The organism is Pseudoalteromonas rubra (genome assembly GCF_004212645.1).
GTDB lineage: Bacteria > Pseudomonadota > Gammaproteobacteria > Enterobacterales > Alteromonadaceae > Pseudoalteromonas > Pseudoalteromonas rubra_G.
Genome location: NZ_PPUZ01000032.1, coordinates 159,121 through 177,007, shown reverse-complemented (window position 1 = coordinate 177,007; position 17,887 = coordinate 159,121). Strand labels below are relative to the sequence as shown.

The window sequence follows — 17,887 nt, the reverse complement described above, 5'->3', positions numbered from 1 at the left end:
ATAATTCCTAGTTATCCTTACAATATACTGAGAAATAATTTACCAAAAAAACACCATAGAACTCAACAAAACCCTAACCAAGCTTATTCCCATTTCCACAATTCACCGCGTTGAACCCACACTTTGAAACTCACAAACATATAAAATACAATAAGTTATAAATAACACATGACTTGTAACGACCATCCCCAAATACCCACAGAAGCATGGTATGGACATACAGAGCGAGCAGAAAAAGAGCACAAAAGTAAACTGGTTGTGGCTGGGTGGTATTGCGTTGTTTGTCATTGTGACAGGCCGGCTGCTTGCTCAGCCAACAGCATAGGTGCCTTTTGCAGCCAGTGAGGCCACGGTTGAAGAGGTTGTGACGCGTCCGGGTGCTAAGGCCACACCCGACAGGATGATTATGCAGCTTCAGGATGCCAATCTGGCGCAGTTTCTTAAAGATGCAAAACGGGCGCCGCAACAGTAGAAAGATCAGTAATTGCAGGTGGATATAAATCAACAGCGAGAAATACTGTCGCATCAGACGAGCCTGGAGATCTTAAAATCTGAGCTGGAAAGCACAGAGCTAGAGGTCTGGTTTAGTTGAAAATGGTCCGGTGTCTAAGCTAGGTTTTCAGCGCAAGGAGCCGGAACATAGTCAGCTTAAGCGGCTTATTGAGATTAAGGAGCGCTGAGTCAATCAACTTAAATCTTGCATCAGGCCAATTTGTTGTTTCGGCTGATTGAGCAGCTGCCCACCCCGATTGCCTCTTTTGACAAAAGCAATACACTGGAGATCTGTGACGAACCGGCCGTGTTGAGATTGTCGTCAGCAAGACCACCCGTATACCTTTATCGACATTCAGGCTCAGAGAGTGAGTAATCCAGACAATCCGTTTGCGCCTTTTTAGACAACAAAAGTAAATCACAAAGGCATTGGTCTGCTGCTGTGCAAAAATATTGGTGAGCGGCACAACGGCCAGCTGACGCTGGTCAATTGCACGGTTCAGCGCAGTGCCAGGATTCAGTTGCCGCTAGGTTAGCGCCGAGCGTGCTAAGTTACTGCGCTACAAAAATCAGTGAATCGGTATCAAAGCCGCGCTCATCCGCCATACGCACAAACTTGTCGATAATAGCCTGGTCCACTTGCGGAGTCCTTGAAAGCAGCCACAAATAATCGGTGTCCGGGCCTGAGACAAAGGCGTACTGGTAGTTGTCGTGATCCAGTTCAAACACCACATAGGCGCCATAAAACGGACCGAAGAAAGAGACTTTCAGATAAGCTTCATCATCCTGATTGACGAAAAATGCTTTGCCCTCGGCTTCGCGCCACTGGTTTTCCTCGGCATTAAAACCACGATTGATGACCTTTACGCCGCCATCATCGCGCATGCTGTACTGGGCCGTGACTTTGCTCAGCCCACGCTCAAAAGAATGATCCAGACGGGCAATTTCATACCACTTCCCCAGATAGCGATTAAGCTCAAAATTCCCCACAGGCTGCACGCCCTGCGGCATGCCCAGACAGCTGCTAAGGACCAGCGTCATCATAATAATTAACAGTGTTTTCAATGTGTGCTCCTTCTAAACCAACAGGCTTTATTACGGCTAAGAAAACGCGCCGGTTCACTGTTTGGTGCGTTTTTCACGGCGCTCCACAATCCAGAAATACAGATTATAACAGGCACCCGCAATGCAGATCAGAGTGATAAGCACAGCCGGAACAAATATCAGCAACATATTGGCCTTAAACCCAGCAATGGCGATAACACAACATATAGCACCAATGATAAGTTCAATGGCAACCGTTTCCCAATCCATGGTGTTGGAGCGACTGATTGTTTTCGCGGCGTAATGATTTACTTTGAACCCCATAACAGACCTTCTGACTATTTGGTTAATTTACCCTAACACAAATAGGTGCCGGTCACATCACAGCCGGAGATCATCAAATTGCAATATCAGGAGCCAGAGTTAACTGAGGTGTTGTTGGTGAGCAGATCCCGTGTCGGAGCACGGGATGACTAAGGGGGCGTCGGGCATTGAGTCGCTCTAAACGCCGTCATCCTGGCCTACGAGCCGGGAACCACTAAGCGCAGCGTTAATATCAAAGGGAACTAAAGAGGTGTCGGTAGACAGATCCCGTGTCGGAGCACGGGATGACCGAGAGGGCGTCGGGAATATACGCGCTCTAAACGACATCACCCCGGCCCCCGTGCTGAGATAGACAATCAGGCTTTTTTCACGAACTTAGCAGTGACCATCATTTCGCCCACGCCATCGACCTTACAATCCAATTCATGGTCTTTTTTGTCCAGCACACGGCGGACCAGGGCTTTGGTGCCAATTTTGATCACCTGAGAGCTGCCTTTGATTTTCAGATCTTTGACAACCGTCACCTTGTCGCCGTCGGCCAGCAATGCGCCGTTGGCATCTTTTACCTGGATCAGATCGTCTTCATTGACTTCATTTGGGTTCCACTCATAGGCACACTCAGGACAAACCAGATTACTCTGGTCCTGATAAACATATTCAGAGTTACATTTTGGGCAAGGAGGTAAAGACATAATTACTTACTACGTATTGATTCATTTGGTCTGCATAGTAATGGCTCAGCCCCGGATGTGCCAGTGCTAAGCCCATATTTATTGATTTAGTGCAGGTGAGAATAAACGCGTTGCGATTATAGGCCGCTTTTGGCCTGCGCTATCACAGTGTGTACTCTGGCAGGCAAGCGGCCCCGCCGCGCTGTGCACAGGTAAATAGTTTCACTTACGGGGTGTTCCAGCGAATGAACACGTATTTGTTCCTGCCGGGCGAAGGCCTCGACCGCAAAAGCAGGCAACACAGTAAACCCTATCCCCCGGCTTACAGGCTCCAGGATCAGATTGATCTGGTTAGAAAAGCCTTTGCATGCAAACTGAGCACAGTGCTGAAATTGCGCAAAATTGGCATTGAGCAACAGCTGGCTGTGATGTGCGCCATCGGGATGGTCGATAAATCCCAGCGATTCCAGATTTTCCCAGCTTGGCGTATGTACCTTTGCAGGTGTTACCAATAGCAAAGGCTCGGTGGCGATTGCCTCACATCTGACCTCAGCCGATTTAGCCTTTAACGTGGTCAGGCCAAGTTCTGCACTGCCCTGTGCCACCGCCTTGATGATTGTCTCATTCGGTGCAAAACGGTGATCGATGACAAGTTCAGGATGGCGCGTCTGCAATGCCAGCAAGTGCGGATATAACCTGAGCCCGACACTGCCGGGTGACATCACGCTGACTGCGCCCTCAAACGGCGGATCCTCACCTATACTGGACTCAAGGTCCGACAAACTTTGCAAAATTTGCTTTGCCTGCGTGTGCAGCCGGTGCCCGGCCTCCGTCAGCACAACCTGCTTGCCGTCGCGCAGCAGCAAAGCAACGCCAAAGTGCGCCTCTAACTTTTGCACATGCTGGCTCACGCCCGATTGCGTCATATGCAGTTGCTCAGCCGTGCGAGTAAAGTGCCCAATCCGAGCAAGGGCGCAAAATGTTCGCAGCCAGGTGTTATTGATCATTACAAAATGTACTTATTTTGATTATTTTTAATAATTTTACTTGATAGCTGAGTCTTTGTAACCTGCACAGTATTCAAACAGAGGAGAGCATTCTATGAGCCAAGTTTATCCACGTAATTTTTCGCATATTGGCATCTCAGTCCCCGACCTGGAAAAGGCCGTTGAGTTTTACACTCAGGTAATGGGCTGGTATGTCATTATGCCCCCCACCGACATTGTTGAAGACGACAGCGCCATCGGAGAAATGTGCACCGACGTATTCGGCGCGGGCTGGAAGCGCTTTCGCATTGCGCACTTGTCTACCGGCGATCGTATTGGCGTAGAGCTATTTCAGTTCGATAACCAGACCAATCCTGATAATAATTTTGAATACTGGAAAACCGGTGTCTTTCATTTTTGCGTGCAAGATCCGGATGTGGAAGGCCTGGCAGATAAAATCGTGGCCGCAGGTGGTAAACGAAGAATGGAAAAGCCGCGCTATTACTACCCCGGCGAAAAGCCCTATCGGATGATTTATATGGAAGACCCATTTGGCAACATCGTTGAGATTTACAGCCACAGTTATGAGCTGATCTACAGCGCAGGCGCCTATCAGGAATAGCACCGCACGGGGCTGGACCTACCGGCCCTGTTTATTTACCGGCTTGCTTGTTAGCGCCCCACAGCGCAACACCCAGGGCTATGCCAGCGCCCGCGCACGGAGCAATGGAAAAAGCCAGAATATCAAAAGTTACCCCAACCGTAGCGCCAATGGCAGTCCCAATACCTGCGCCAATTCCAATATACAGGCCCGGGTTAGGCCCGGCTTCGACTTGTTTGTCTGTCATATGTATTTCCTTATGCTCATTATAGATTGGCTTAAATTTATACACAGGCGCAAAAAAAGCACAATACAAAATTGTATGCCAAAGCGGCGCAAAAATACGATATGCTTTAATACAGTGACGCTAACCTCAAGTTTGTATGCATATTTTATTAGTTGAAGATGACCCGGATACAGCTGAGTTTATCTGCGCCGGGCTGGCGCAGCACAATGCCCGCGTGCAGCATTGCAATAATGCTGAGCAGGCTATGCTCAGCGCCTCGGCCACTGCCTTTGATGTGATTATTTTTGACCGCTTGTTGCCCAACATGGACGGTCTGGACGCGGTCAGGGTGTTGCGCGCCAGTAAAGTCAGAACACCCATCATCATGCTCACCGCACTGAGTGATACCGCCGATCGAGTCGCTGGGCTTGAAGCCGGTGCCGACGATTATCTGGTCAAACCCTTTGCATTCGCCGAGCTATATGCCCGTTTAAAAGCCCTTGCCAGGCGTCAGCCGCTCAGAGCTGATACTCTGGAGCTGGTGATTGGCGAACTGCGGCTCAACCGCACGTCGCGCCGGGTATACAGGGCCGGACAAGAAATTGAGCTGATGCCTAAGGAATATCAGATCCTGGAATTCATGATGCAAAATCCCGAGCAGCTAATCACCAAAACCATGTTACTGGAACAAGTCTGGGGATTTAGTTTCGACCCCAAAACCAGCCTGGTGCAAACCCATGTCAGCCGCCTGCGCAATAAGCTGGATAAGCCCTTTGCCTTTGACATGATCAAAACCATTCGTGGCAGCGGTTACCTGCTGACGGGCAGTCACTATGATTAGCCGTTATCATCTTAAGCACACAGCACTGCTTGGCGGCGCGCTCTGGGCCACTCTGCTGTTGATGCTGTGGCTCACAGGTCAGCTGTTGGTGTGGCAGGATAAACAGGTGCAACAACACGAGTTTGAGGAGTTTCTGGGCGAGATTGAGAGCGCACTGGAAGAGCATGGCCTGGAACACGTGTTAGAGGAATTTGAGCTGGAGGAAGATGAAGTCTGGCCCGATAACGAAGCGCAGGCCCATTTGTTCGACGAAGGCTGGCTGGTTGCGCTGTTTAAGCAAGAGCGGTTACTGTTGGGCGCCAATACCAAGCTAACCGTGACCTCAACGCCACAGTGGCAAAGTGTATCACTTGGCGAGGAAGGCAATGTAGAACTGCTGTCAGCTTCGGTGAACTTATCCGACGAGCTGCAACTACATTACTGGCAAAAACGAGACGAATTGCACGCCCACAGGGCCGAATTTTATCGCCAAATAACATACTGGTTTGCCCTGCTCAGCCTGCCGCTGATTTTGGCTGCCATTGCCTGGTTGCAGTACAAGCGCACCCGCACTTTGCAGGCATTATCCGAGCAACTGGCTCAGGTAGCTCACTCGCCGGATTCAAAGCGCACCAAAGTGAGCACCTCAAACCCGGACATAGTTGCGCTCAGCCTTGCCATTAACCGCATGCTGGATGAAATCACCCGGCTGCATGGCAATCTGAAAACCATGTCGGTGGGGATAGCCCATGACCTGAAAACGCCTTTATCGCGCATTTCAAATCGCCTGCAAAGCATGGTTCAGGACCTCGACAACCCGGCAATCCTCGAAGGCCATATCGACAAAGCCAACAATGAACTGGCGCAGGTTATCAATACCTTTAACAACCTGGTGCGTCTAAATGCCATCGAATCGGGTAAGCATATTCAGGGCTTTAAAACCTTTGATTTATCGGCCCTGATTGACGAGCTGGCACAAAGCTACCAGCCGGTTTTTGAAGACAGCGGCCGACGCTTTGAGGTGTCAATTGTGCCCGCCGTGCATTGCCATGGCGATCGAGACTTGCTGGGTCAGTTGATCTGTAATTTGCTGGAAAATGCACTGGAACACAGCCACAGCGATGCCCATGTATGGCTGCGGCTACAAAGTCATACCGACAGCGCCCTGCTGCAAGTTGGTGACGATGGCCCCGGGATCCCTTTGGGCGACCAGCCAAAAGTCTTTGATAAGTTCTATCGTGCCGATATCAGCCGTGGCCGCCCTGGCAATGGCCTTGGACTCAGCATAGTGCGGGCTATTTGCGACGTACATAAAGCGCAGCTATGCCTGCTTGAACAGCAGCCCGGTGCCGTATTTAATATTGAGATCCCCACACGCTCTGCACGGAGCGATTAGTCATCGCTGGTGTGAGTCACTTATTTACTTCCTAAGCACACTTCTCTATATCGACATCCAGGCTTGTGCGTCGGGATCCACCAAGCGTAGCGTTCATACCAAAGGGAACAAAAGAGGTGTCGGTAAGCAGATCCCGTGTCGGAGCACGGGATGACCGAGGGGGCGTTGGGAGCAGAGTCGCTCTAAACACCGTCATCCCGGCCTGCGAGCCGGGAACCACCAAGCATACAATTTTGTATTAAAGCCGTATGGCAACTGTATAACCTTTCAAAGCAGTTTCGCTCTAGACTTAAAGCATCCCTAAGTAAGAGAGTAAAACCATGTTTAGACTAACCCCGCTTAACATACTGCTGCTCAGTGTTTGTCTGGGCCTTGCAGGGTGTGGTGGCAGTGACAGTAGCCAACCCACCACGAATAGCCCAACACCGGTATCAGCACCTTCGCCGGATACCGGAGATTCAGGCAACGGCAATAACGATGCCGGTACTGGCGATAACAACAACAGTGACGATAATAACAACGAAACACCGGACGACAATGCACCCGAAACCGATCCAACCTTTGCCACCGCCATCAATACCTCACGTTTTTTACAACAGGCCACCTTTGGGACCCGGCCACAGGACTTAGACGCACTGACAGGAACAAGCGCATCAAACTGGTTTAAAGCGCAGCTTAAGGTACCGCCCAGCCTGATCATGCCCGTGGTGAGCGAGTTTACTCCATCACCCACTGCAGAAGATGATTTTAATGCACTGTACATCGAATCGACCAGTGTCGCCTTCTGGCGCCATGCCATTGCCGGTGAAGATCAATTGCGTCAGCGCATGGCGTTTGCCCTGTCTGAGCTATTGGTGGTCTCCAATGCGGGTGGCGAAGAGCTGACCGACATACCAGAGGCCGTTGCCTCGTATCAGGATATCCTGATCCAGCATGCCTTTGGTAACTACCGGGAGCTGCTCGAAGCAGTCACCTACTCTCCCGCGATGGGCTTTTACCTCACCTATATGGGCAACCTCAAAGGCGATGAGGTTACCGGCAGAATGCCCGACGAAAACTACGCTCGCGAACTACTGCAACTGTTCACCATTGGCGTGGTGGCTCTGAACCCGGACGGCACCGAGCAAAAAGATGACAATGGCGCAACAAAAGAGCTTTATACCAATCAGGACATCACCGGACTGGCACGGGTATTTACCGGCCTGGATATGGACTATGACACCTCTGACGCAAAAGAAATCAACGAATTTGCACTGCCCATGGCCGTCTATCCGGAGAATCACAGCGAAAAAAGCAAGACCTTTCTGGGCACCACCATCGCCGCAGGCACAGGACCCAAAGCGTCGGTCACACAAGCGCTGGACCATATTTTTGCTCATCCCAATGTACCGCCGTTTGTGTCTAAGCAGCTGATCCAGAGACTGGTCACGTCTAACCCTTCACCCGCTTACGTCGCGCGCGTTTCCGGCGCGTTTAGCAACGGTCAGGCCACTTTGCCCGATGGCAGTAGTGTGGGAGACGGCCGTCGTGGCGATTTAACCGCAACCCTCGCCGCCATTTTGTTTGACCCAGAAGCCAGAGCAGAGGCCACCGAGCGCGGCGGTAAGATCCGCGAACCCATAGTGCGCTTTACTCAATGGGCACGGGCATTCTCAGTCAAAAACATCACCCCCGAGTATCAGGAAATGCTCTGGGATACCCGAGACGCCAGCATGCTGGGCCAGCACCCGTACCGCTCACCCAGTGTGTTCAACTTCTTCCGCCCGGGTTACACCGCGCCGGGCAGCCTGAGTGCGGCCAGTGACATGGTGGCGCCCGAGCTGCAGATCACCAACGCCAGCACCATTACCGGCTACGCCAACTTTATGACTTACTACATTACCGGGTTACAGCAGGAAGTGGATGTTGAAGACTTACAGGCCAGCTATGACGAGGAAAACATTCCGCTCAATGCCGAAAACGCCGTAGAAAGCTTTCTGGCAAGCTACGATGCCGAGCAGGCACTGGCGGGCGAACCCGATGCCTTAATCGACCGCCTGGATCTGCTACTCTGCGCCGGACAGCTCAGTGCCACCAGCAAACAGGAGATTAAACAAATCTTGCAAACGGTGGCGCAAAACGACGAAGCCGAGCCACTGAGACTGGTGCACCTGGCCGTTTTACTGGTGATGACCTCACCTGATTATTTAGTCCAGAAATAGGAGCAAAGCCCATGAACAGACGTGATTTTATCAAACTCGGTGGGGCCTCCTTAATGGCGTCCTCTATGTTTCGGTTAGGTCAGGCACTGGCAAACAGTCCGGCTCAAAACAGCGATTACAAAGCCCTGGTATGCGTGTTTTTATACGGCGGCATGGACAACCACGACACCATTATTCCTTACGATGCGCCCAGTTATACGCAGTGGGCCAGTCACCGACAAAGCTTGCTGGGCAAATATACGACACCGCGCACGCAGGCAAATCTGTTACCCATAGCAACGCCAGGTCGATTTGACTCACGCCGTTTCGCTCTGCCCCCGGAGTTAGCCGGGTTGGCGGGCCTGTATCAGCAAAATAAAGTGGCCGTGGTGGGCAACGTCGGGCCTTTGTTGCGCCCGGTGACCGCCAGCATGATTGCGCAGGACACCGCCAGGTTGCCGGCCCGCTTGTTCTCACACAACGATCAGCAGTCAACCTGGATGTCGGGTGCCGCCGAGGGCGCCCAGTTTGGTTGGGGAGGGTTAATGAATGACGCCCTGATGACGCAGGGTTTGACGGGTAATACGCCGTTTAATGCCATCACCACCGCCGATGGTGCCCTGTGGCTGACCGGCAAACAAACTGCCCCATATCATGTCAGTGATGGTCAGGCTGCCACCATAGAAGCACTGGAAGAATTTGACCATCATCCTGAGCTGATCGCCCATTTCAGTAATCAGGCACAGAACTCACAGAACCTGCTGCAACAGGACCTGACCAATGCCATCAACAACGCCTATGAGGCAAACAGTCAGTTTAATGCCGCCCAGGCTAATACTACAGTGACCCTGCCAGAGTTCCCGGCCACGGGTTTGGGCAAACAGCTGCAAACGGTGAGCAAAAGCATTGCTGCACGCCAGCAACTGGGCGCATCAAGGCAGGTTTATGTGGTTGCCATGGGCGGATTCGACACCCATTCGGGGCAGGCGCAAAACCTGCCTAAGTTGCAGGCCACGCTGGACAGCGCGCTGGTGGCCTTTAATAATGCGATGGAAAGCCTCGGCCTCAGTGAGCAGGTTACCCTGTTTACGGCGTCGGACTTTGGCCGTACGCTGGCGATCAACGGCGATGGTACCGACCATGGCTGGGCCGGGCATCATTTTGTGATGGGCGGCGCAGTCAATGGCGGCACAATCTTTGGCGATATTCCTAAGTCGGAGCTCAACCATGAGCTGGACGCCGGTGGCGGACGCCTTATTCCAACCACCTCTGTGGATCAATATGCCGCCAGCCTGGGACAATGGATGGGCCTGGACACAGGCACGCTCAACGGTATCTTCCCCAACCTGGCGCACTTCAACGGTCCACTTTCTTTATTTAAGTGACATCAAGACTAAACGTTCCTTGTCTATAGTTCGTAGAAGAAGCCTGACGCATCGTTCAGGCTTGCGCTCATCATGTCACCTTGATGAGCGGATAATAAACTCAGATAAGGACACTCTATGTTAAAACACGCACTTTGTATTGGCGCCTTATTGGCCGCCGCGCTGCCACTGCAGGCGCAAACCGACGAACGGGGCGCGGCACGAGCCCAGTTAGAACCGAAAGGATTTTTATATGGCATCGGGATCGGTGTCAGTGAAGAAATTTATCAGGGCTACGACAGACGCGTGATCCCGCTTCCCATCCTCGGCTATCGGGGCGACAAACTCTCCGTTTTGGGGCCTTTCATCAGCTATGAGGTGCTGGAAGTCAATGACATTGAGATCCTGCTGCAAGCCGCCCCGCGTTTCCAGGGCTTTGACGAATCAGACAGCGATGTGTTTAAGGGCATGGCCGAGCGTGACTTTTCAATGGATGCCGGTATCGGCATCAAGTACGAGCGAAGCAACTGGAAGCTCAATGTCTCTGCGGTTCACGATGTGCTGGATAAGTCGGACGGCTACGAGTTATCGGGTGGTGTTGCCAAAGTATTTAAGTCAGGTCCTATTTTCTATGAGCCCAGCCTCAAGGTAAGTTATCTGGATAGCAATCATGTAGACTATTATTACGGCGTCAGACAAGCCGAAGTCACCAATACCCGCGCCTATTACCAGGGTGACAATGCCACCAATGTGGCACTGGGATTTTCAGTCTCAACGCCCATGTTCTTTGACGGCTTTACTCAGCTCATGTTTGATTACACCTGGTTTGACGACAGTATCACCGACAGTCCCCTAGTAGACAGCGATAGCAGTTTTGCCGTGCGTCTGTTGTTCAGTAAGTTCTTTTAAACACAAAAAAGCCGCAGCTCAGACTGAAAGCTGCGGCTTTAACTATAGGTTAAGGTTAAATTTGTCGGATCAGATGCTCGCCGGCATACCCATACAGCTTGCATAGTAGGTTGTTGTGGCCGGCCAGTCAGAGAATACGCCCATTACGCCCACGTCTTTAGCCAGTACATCCAGTAGCTTAAAGGTATCACCGTCGTTGTTGATCATGCCATCGCCACGGTGTGCGCCATTAACACTCTGATAGTACCAGCCACCCCCTTCTGCAAGGTGACCAGAGCGCTCCAGAGTCCAGGTGATGATCCCAAGTCCCGCCTCACGGGCAGCCTTGGCATAGGCCGATGGCACCATTTCACCGTTTTCTTCGGTGACCAGCACCCACATAGGGGGTGCAATGATCTTCACGCCATCGGCTGCTAACTCGGCCATGGTCGGTACAAGCAATTCAGGATTGTTGACCAGCTGCTGAGCGGTCACGCCCTGCTCGTTCGCCACGTTTTGCGCGTCATAGCGGTCATCCAGATACACGGCCTGCGCGCCAAACTCCGGAGTTTGTGCAATCCAGTAGTTGATGTCGTCACGGTTGAACGACTGCGCCCAGACATGCTTAGGCTCTACACCTGCGGCCTTATATTCATCGATCATCTTCTGTGCATAGTCCTGCTGCGAGAAGCCATCGAACGGCATAGTCACAGAAGGCGACTTCAGTTCCGGCGTCATTTTTACACCCAGCGCTTTAAATAAATCAATACTCTCAGCATGGGTCATCAGTGTGCCACGGCTGGCATACAAGTCGGTGCGCCACTTAGACGTGCCATTCATGTACTCAGCCACTGTGGTGCCATTTGAGTTGGCCGCGTCCATTTTGCCTTCCAGCGTTTTAAATTCCGCCAGGGTAATGTCGCTGGTACAACACTTAGCCTGCGCCACAACTCCATTTTCAGGGTCAGCCGGTACAAACGGGATTGAACATTTCTCGGCTAAGTCGGTTTCAAGAATATTGGTGGTGGTGTGTAAGTCGCACTGAGAGTGGCGGCACACCAGCTCTTTGTCTTTGGTGAAGGTCACGTCACATTCCAAAATACCCGCGCCCATTTTGGCCGCCGCCAGGTAAGACTCTTTGGTGTGCTCAGGGAACTGCATCGGCGCACCACGGTGGCCAATCGAGAAGTCGGTTTTGTAAAACGGGCCATTTGCACATTGGGCCAGTTTGTCTTTCAGCTCACCTTCATCCATATCCTGTACCAGAAAATCCGGGCGCGTACCCACTTGCATGTTGTTGGCACCACCAGCCGGTACTTCAACAACCACCGGTACTTCTACTGTTTTGATTTCCGTCACTGTGTCGGTGACGACCACCGTTTTTTCGACTTCCACAACCTGAGTTTTGGTATCTGTGGTCACGACCGCTTTTTCTACCTCAACCACTTCGGTGTTGTCATCATCACAGCCAGTCAACAGCAAAGCCGCCATAACAGCAGAGAGATAAGTTATTTTTTTCATTGTTATTCCTAAGTTTACGCCAAAAGAAAACGTTTTTATTGTTAAGGAAAACAACCTTAGAGGGGCTCTATTACCGAAGTGGGAACAGTGGATGATAGTTTTATTAATGTCCGCTTTAACCTATGTGCATTGTCAGCACCCTAGGTCAAGCCAACCCCTTGAGCAACTGCTCAGCATATTCAGGGTCTGTACTTTGCACCTCTTTCAGGGCGCTGATAATTTTTGCTTTCTCAAATCGGTTGTCCAGCGCAGCGCTGGCATCGCACACAATAGACTGCATGTACAGAAACAACACCTCCTGCTTCTGGGGATCATCAACAGATATCAGTACCCTGTGCACCGAGCGGATCAGCTTGCACACCACAAACACATCACTTTTGGCGTATGATTTTATCTGTACCAGGTTATCGAATACGATACGTTCAAAGGAAGGTTCACAGCAGAACATGGCAGGTGCTTCACTGTCTTCTTCGTCTATGCAGGTGTAGCCTGCCAGGGGCAATGCGCGGATCAGCAACACACATAATATATCGATGGCTTTTGCAGCGGTGCCCGGGTCGTTGATCCCCGGGCTGAGCGCCTTCACGGCAATTTCTGAGATCTGTTTCAGTCCATAGCTATAGTGATCGCTCACGTATTCTTCGACATAAAAAATGATGCAGGCATTGATCTCCTGATGCAGTTCATCCTGTGCGCCGATGTCTTCATTACACAGCAAAATGGTCTGCCCTTTAAAGACAAAATCAGATTGGGCAATGGTGATATACAAAGTCAGGTTGTGCTTTTTTGCCACCTTAAGCAGCCTGGATTTATCCATGCCCTTGTAATAGCCATCGGACAAGCTGGTTAACGGATACCAGTGGCTCACATCCGGTAAATCATGTCCTTTGCTCTTTGCCTGCTGCGCAATCACCTCGGTAATACCCTGCTTGGTTTTGCGAAACAAACGGTCGAGTACGTTGTCGACCTGTACTTCACGCGAAATGGAGTGAATAAAATACACGAATAAAATCAGTGAGACTAAACCCATCAACAGCGCAAACAAGATCCCCAGAGAGGGGATCTTGGCCACATCAGAGACAGAGCCTTGCTTATCCAGATTGATCAACATTATCGTCGAAAAGATGATCGTGCCCAGGTAGAAGCCCAGTACCAGCTGGTGTGGCTTTCTGGTAACCAGCCCGGGGATCAAACGCGGTGACAGGTTGGAACCGGCGGTGTTGAGCACCACCATCACCATAGAGAAACTAAATACAGTGAGAGAAATGACACTCCCGATTAACACCGTCAGTATTGCTCTGGCATTTTCTTCCGTGTCTACCAGGAAAAAGGCCATGCGCGCTTTTAAAGCCTGAATAAAGCCCAGGTACTCCACGGAGACAAAAGCAATCGACAAAATCATAGAGATGACAACCAAGAGCGCCGGGTAAAATCCGATGCTATTGATCACCCTAAGGTATAAGCCCCTGAGCTGAATGGACTCAAACATGATCACTCCCCTGAACAGGCTGCGGTTTTACTTTGTAATGCTCGAGTAACTTAAAGACACAATAGCTGGTCAGGCTCAGCACAATGGCAATTTCATAGCGGCTGTATGCCACCGAGATCCCAATCGCCCCGGTCAGCCAGATCCCTGCGGCTGTTGCCGTCCCTTCTATATGATGGTCACATTTGTAAATCGCCCCACCACCGATAAAACCAATTCCGGTGATCACGCCATAGACGACTCTAGCCTGAGCATCACCCTGCTCAAAAACATCAATACCAACCAGTACAAAGGCGCAGCACGCTATGGTGACGAGTGGAAAAGTTCTAAGCCCGGCACTGTCTGACTTTTTTTCACGATTTACGGCCATTGGCAAAGTCAGTATAAACGCCACGCCTATCTTAAAAAGATGATAGATGATCAGATCAAAATCTACACCCGACATACCTGCTCGCTTTAAAGTTACTGAGTCCTTGCAAAGTAAGGAGCAATTTTCAGTCCACCCTGTAACTGGTATAAGTCCTGCTTAAGTCAGGGGGTCAATCGCACACTGTTTCGTTCAATATTAGGAGGAATTATGGATATTCTCAGAGTGATTATTGCAATCCTGCTGCCGCCGCTGGGCGTATTTCTGCAAGTGGGGCTGGGCGCATCGTTTTGGCTCAACTTGCTTCTGACACTATTAGGCTATTTCCCGGGCGTGCTCCATGCAGTCTGGGTGATTGCGAAAAAGTAACAATTCAAGTGGGAAAAGTTTACGGCGTAACCTGTAAACTTTTCCCGGCTTTTCTTCAACAAGCGCAGTCTACTGATACTGTGCCGCCGTAATAAACTCGCCAAAAGCCTCACACCAGACAATCACCGTATTGTAATCTGCCGGATTGATTTGCTCAGGTACATCAACCACAAAGTTACTAAAGGTTTTAATGTCGCCCACCTCAACCATGCTGGCTTTGAGACGGTTAAATTCGGCTTCTGTTTCAACAAACTTAGGAGACAGATATAAGCGATAGTCGGGCCCGGGCGCGAGCTCTCCAAGCAGGGTAATGTGCTCTTTGCTGATGGACACCATGCCCTCGCCCCAGTGCAATGCATCGCTGTCTTGCAGAGATTTGCGAAATTGTGCTGAGAAGTCGGCGCCCAGAGAGGCCGCCATAACGGCCCCCTCATTCGGCGCTGGGGGCGCAGTTAAAATAGGCAGCATATAAATGCCGCCCGCGAAGCCGGCAAAGCCAACCAGGCCATGGGTGATTATCAGAGTGAACGCACGTAATGTCATTATGTCTTTTCCTTAATGGCAGATGAGCTAAAGTGTAGTACAACTGGGCGCACTGCCGGATAATACCCACAGTGTTTTGACTGGAAGGTGTAACCGAGGTGAGCTAAGCGGCTTACTTCACTTCTGTCTTGAGCTCTGTGTAAACCGCCAATACAGGCGTTTGCGTAATTAAACTCGATAATAGGCCAAAAAGAAGGCCACGGTTTCAGCTGCGAGCGTGTCTATTTGGTCGCTGCTCAGCACCGGCTGTTGATGCAAAATCTGCGGCCAGAAAGCCTGCCCCTTCAGCAAGCTGATCAGCTGAGCATGCGCTACCTTAGGGTCAACCTGACGTAGGCGGCCTTGCAACATGGCCTGTTTGATCCAGCGAATTAACGCGGTTTCCTGGTCAAAAAACTCGCTCATTTCAGCCGTAAAAATATCGGGGTTAAACAGACAATACCCAATCGCGACCCGGATCAGCTCCTGCAAATTTTGGTTACTCAGAAAGTCCAGCTCATTTTTAAGTAACGCCGTCAGCTGTTCGTCCAGCGCACTGTCAGCGTCGTATTCGATATCACACGTGAGTATATTCTGCTGCCAGATCTCTTTAATGATATGCGTGACTAACTGCTCTTTGCTCTCAAAGTGATTGTAAACGGTGCGCTTTGAAACCTGGGCTGTTTCGGCAATTTTGTCCATGCTGGTATCACTGACACCATATTGCTGAAAGGCGCTCAGAGCACCATCTATAATGGCCTGGCGCTTCAGCATACTGCGGGTAACTTTAACGGTCATTGTGCGGGTTCATTTTATCTCACTGTCCTTTGGGTATTTTTGCACTAACCAGTTTACTTTTCAATAAAGTGCGTAATTAAGCGGTCTAGGACGACATCAAACTACCGGTAACTGTGAAGATCCCTTAACTTCTTTGAGTGAAATGCTCGATCGAATCGATGAAACCCCTTTGAGTTTTCTGAGCACAGAATCAACAAACTTACTGTAATCATCAAGGTCGCATGCAACAACGTGTAGCAAAAAGTCCGCCTCCCCTGTTGTATTGTGGCATGACAGTACATAGTCACAATGTCGGATAACTTGCTCAAAGGCATAGGTTGTTTCCTCATCATGTGCAATATAGGTTAGCTGAACGAATGCGACAACGCCAAAGCCCAGGCTCTGTCGATTCAGACGAGCCTGATATCCTTCGATCACACCCGCTTCTTCCAGCTTTTTTACCCGACGCCAGCATGGTGTTTCACTCAGTGACAGCTCATCCGCCAGCTTAGCGTTGGTCAGTCGACCATCTTGCTGCAAACGCGCCAAGATTTGTTTATCTATCTTATCTAAGGCGTACATAGAAAGAACTCTCTAATTTAACCAATCTTAATAGAAGAGTATTTCACAACTGATGTCTTTTCCACTTTCAAAAGCAAGGTAATTTCACATCGCTGACGTATAGTTTTTAAACACTCAATCAGCTTGTCCTTACAGGAGCCACAAATGAAAGCCATTGTTTACGAGAGTTTTTCAGCTTTACCGATACTCACTCAAGTACCAGACCCTGAGCCAGCCTCACACGGTGTTGTGGTTAAAGTAAAAGCGACTGGAATTTGCCGGAGTGACTGGCACGGGTGGATGGGACATGATCCAGGTATTGAATTACCCCATGTGCCTGGGCATGAATTTTCAGGTGTCATTGAAGCAGTGGGCAAAGAGGTAAGACATTTCAAGGTAGGTGAGCGCGTCACAGTTCCTTTTATCAATGCCTGTGGAACCTGTGTCGATTGTAACGCAGGTGACCATCAGGTCTGCCCAAATCAAACCCAGCCCGGATTTACTCACTGGGGCTCTTTTGCAGAATATGTCACGGTAGACCACGCAGATACGAATCTAGTCCATCTTCCTCAACAGATAGACTTTGCAACAGCAGCCAGTTTAGGCTGCCGATTTGTTACTTCGTTCAGAGCGGTTGTAGACCAAGGTAAGGTTCAAGCCGGACAGTGGGTCGTTGTACATGGTTGCGGAGGGGTTGGGCTTTCAGCAATAATGATAGCCAATGCAGCAGGCGCTAATGTCATTGCTGTCGATATCTCAGACCAAGCTCTATTGCTTGCAAAACAGGTAGGTGCTGCGATTACATTGAACGCAAGAACAACACAAAACCTACCGCAAGCTATCATCGAATTAACACAAGGTGGTGCGCATGTATCGCTCGACGCACTTGGACATTCAACCACCTGCATAAACTCAATCAACAGTCTGCGTAACCGTGGCAAACATATTCAGGTAGGATTATTAATGGCTGACCATGCGAAACCAAACCTGCCAATGGACAAAGTGATCGCCCAAGAGCTTGAAATCTTAGGCAGTCATGGTATGCAGGCATACCGCTATGAGGCAATGTTGCAGATGATCTTGTCAGGAAAATTACAGCCCGAACAGCTGATTGGCCGTAAGGTTGATCTGGCCAGTTCAATTAACATCCTGACGACCATGGATGAAATAAGGCTACCTGGTGTCACCGTAATCACTGAGTTTTAAATTCGAGTGTATTTCACTCAGCTCCTGCAAGATGCGCACAAATATGGTTGTCAGAGTAGTGTTAATGCCAACTCCCACAATCATAT

The 17,887-nt window shown here is 50.4% G+C and carries 20 protein-coding genes; 9 read left to right on the top strand and 11 right to left on the bottom strand.

Features of this window, described 5'->3' with window-relative positions:
• The first annotated feature begins 325 nt into the window (after positions 1–325).
• Positions 326–472 (top strand): hypothetical protein, encoded by a 147-nt coding sequence (locus tag C3B51_RS23940; RefSeq protein WP_240701896.1) that lies wholly within the window; start codon positions 326–328, stop codon positions 470–472.
• Positions 473–1,044: 572 nt separating this feature from the next.
• Here the strand turns inward: C3B51_RS23940 and C3B51_RS12635 are convergent.
• The 4 genes from C3B51_RS12635 to C3B51_RS12620 form a co-directional block, all read right to left on the bottom strand.
• Positions 1,045–1,536, bottom strand: a complete 492-nt coding sequence (locus tag C3B51_RS12635; RefSeq protein ID WP_240701897.1) for a lipocalin family protein — start codon at positions 1,534–1,536, stop codon at positions 1,045–1,047.
• A 75-nt stretch (positions 1,537–1,611) separates the two neighbouring features.
• On the bottom strand, positions 1,612–1,860 hold the full coding sequence (locus C3B51_RS12630; RefSeq protein WP_130245260.1) for a hypothetical protein: 249 nt from the start codon (positions 1,858–1,860) through the stop codon (positions 1,612–1,614).
• Positions 1,861–2,216: 356 nt separating this feature from the next.
• Positions 2,217–2,552 carry a zinc ribbon domain-containing protein YjdM gene (locus C3B51_RS12625; RefSeq protein WP_125719066.1) on the bottom strand — a complete coding sequence of 112 codons (336 nt, stop codon included), beginning with the start codon at positions 2,550–2,552 and terminating at the stop codon, positions 2,217–2,219.
• Between the two features lie 116 nt (positions 2,553–2,668).
• Entirely contained in the window at positions 2,669–3,538 is an 870-nt protein-coding gene (locus tag C3B51_RS12620) for a LysR family transcriptional regulator (protein ID WP_130245259.1), read from the bottom strand.
• A gap of 94 nt (positions 3,539–3,632) precedes the next feature.
• Here C3B51_RS12620 and C3B51_RS12615 point away from each other — a divergent pair, with 94 nt between their 5' ends.
• Positions 3,633–4,139, top strand: a complete 507-nt coding sequence (locus C3B51_RS12615; protein ID WP_130245258.1) for a lactoylglutathione lyase family protein — start codon at positions 3,633–3,635, stop codon at positions 4,137–4,139.
• Between the two features lie 31 nt (positions 4,140–4,170).
• On the opposite strand, the gene C3B51_RS12610 is transcribed toward C3B51_RS12615, so the two are convergent.
• Entirely contained in the window at positions 4,171–4,365 is a 195-nt protein-coding gene (locus tag C3B51_RS12610; RefSeq protein ID WP_130245257.1) for a hypothetical protein, read from the bottom strand.
• Positions 4,366–4,501: 136 nt separating this feature from the next.
• Between C3B51_RS12610 and C3B51_RS12605 the strand changes: the two genes are divergently transcribed.
• The 5 genes from C3B51_RS12605 (at position 4,502) to C3B51_RS12585 (ending at position 11,013) form a co-directional block, all read left to right on the top strand.
• The gene (locus C3B51_RS12605) at positions 4,502–5,185 is read left to right on the top strand and encodes a response regulator transcription factor (RefSeq protein WP_130245256.1); all 684 of its coding nucleotides are present in this window, start codon (positions 4,502–4,504) and stop codon (positions 5,183–5,185) included.
• Positions 5,178–6,560 (top strand): sensor histidine kinase, encoded by a 1,383-nt coding sequence (locus C3B51_RS12600; protein ID WP_130245255.1) that lies wholly within the window; start codon positions 5,178–5,180, stop codon positions 6,558–6,560. The genes C3B51_RS12605 and C3B51_RS12600 overlap by 8 nt, the downstream gene beginning before the upstream one ends.
• Before the next feature lie 320 nt (positions 6,561–6,880).
• Positions 6,881–8,761 carry a DUF1800 domain-containing protein gene (locus C3B51_RS12595; protein WP_130245254.1) on the top strand — a complete coding sequence of 627 codons (1,881 nt, stop codon included), beginning with the start codon at positions 6,881–6,883 and terminating at the stop codon, positions 8,759–8,761.
• A gap of 11 nt (positions 8,762–8,772) precedes the next feature.
• Positions 8,773–10,125, top strand: a complete 1,353-nt coding sequence (locus tag C3B51_RS12590) for a DUF1501 domain-containing protein (RefSeq protein WP_130245253.1) — start codon at positions 8,773–8,775, stop codon at positions 10,123–10,125.
• 117 nt (positions 10,126–10,242) lie between these two features.
• Positions 10,243–11,013, top strand: coding sequence for a MipA/OmpV family protein (locus C3B51_RS12585; RefSeq protein ID WP_130245252.1), 771 nt, complete (start codon positions 10,243–10,245; stop codon positions 11,011–11,013).
• A 69-nt stretch (positions 11,014–11,082) separates the two neighbouring features.
• Here the strand turns inward: C3B51_RS12585 and C3B51_RS12580 are convergent, their stop codons facing one another.
• The 3 genes from C3B51_RS12580 to C3B51_RS12570 all read right to left on the bottom strand — a co-directional run bounded on the left by C3B51_RS12580 (position 11,083) and on the right by C3B51_RS12570 (position 14,444).
• Positions 11,083–12,513 carry a glycerophosphodiester phosphodiesterase family protein gene (locus C3B51_RS12580; protein ID WP_130245251.1) on the bottom strand — a complete coding sequence of 477 codons (1,431 nt, stop codon included), beginning with the start codon at positions 12,511–12,513 and terminating at the stop codon, positions 11,083–11,085.
• Positions 12,514–12,658: 145 nt separating this feature from the next.
• Positions 12,659–14,002 carry a DUF2254 domain-containing protein gene (locus C3B51_RS12575; RefSeq protein ID WP_125719048.1) on the bottom strand — a complete coding sequence of 448 codons (1,344 nt, stop codon included), beginning with the start codon at positions 14,000–14,002 and terminating at the stop codon, positions 12,659–12,661.
• Positions 13,995–14,444 carry an MgtC/SapB family protein gene (locus C3B51_RS12570; protein ID WP_130245250.1) on the bottom strand — a complete coding sequence of 150 codons (450 nt, stop codon included), beginning with the start codon at positions 14,442–14,444 and terminating at the stop codon, positions 13,995–13,997. The genes C3B51_RS12575 and C3B51_RS12570 overlap by 8 nt, the downstream gene beginning before the upstream one ends.
• A 132-nt stretch (positions 14,445–14,576) precedes the next feature.
• On the opposite strand from C3B51_RS12570, the gene C3B51_RS12565 reads away from it, so the two are divergent.
• Entirely contained in the window at positions 14,577–14,735 is a 159-nt protein-coding gene (locus tag C3B51_RS12565; RefSeq protein ID WP_046006022.1) for a YqaE/Pmp3 family membrane protein, read from the top strand.
• A gap of 69 nt (positions 14,736–14,804) precedes the next feature.
• Here C3B51_RS12565 and C3B51_RS12560 read toward each other — a convergent pair whose 3' ends face one another.
• From C3B51_RS12560 to C3B51_RS12550, 3 genes are all read right to left on the bottom strand, one after another.
• Entirely contained in the window at positions 14,805–15,278 is a 474-nt protein-coding gene (locus C3B51_RS12560; protein ID WP_125719044.1) for a DM13 domain-containing protein, read from the bottom strand.
• 168 nt (positions 15,279–15,446) lie between these two features.
• On the bottom strand, positions 15,447–16,055 hold the full coding sequence (locus C3B51_RS12555; RefSeq protein WP_130245249.1) for a TetR/AcrR family transcriptional regulator: 609 nt from the start codon (positions 16,053–16,055) through the stop codon (positions 15,447–15,449).
• A 96-nt stretch (positions 16,056–16,151) separates the two neighbouring features.
• Positions 16,152–16,616: an Lrp/AsnC family transcriptional regulator gene (locus C3B51_RS12550; RefSeq protein ID WP_130245248.1), complete on the bottom strand. Its 465-nt coding sequence runs from the start codon at positions 16,614–16,616 to the stop codon at positions 16,152–16,154.
• A 144-nt stretch (positions 16,617–16,760) separates the two neighbouring features.
• Between C3B51_RS12550 and C3B51_RS12545 the strand changes: the two genes are divergently transcribed.
• Complete coding sequence (locus C3B51_RS12545; RefSeq protein WP_130245247.1) at positions 16,761–17,801, top strand: zinc-dependent alcohol dehydrogenase family protein; 1,041 nt, start codon at positions 16,761–16,763, stop codon at positions 17,799–17,801.
• Positions 17,802–17,887: the final 86 nt, after the last annotated feature.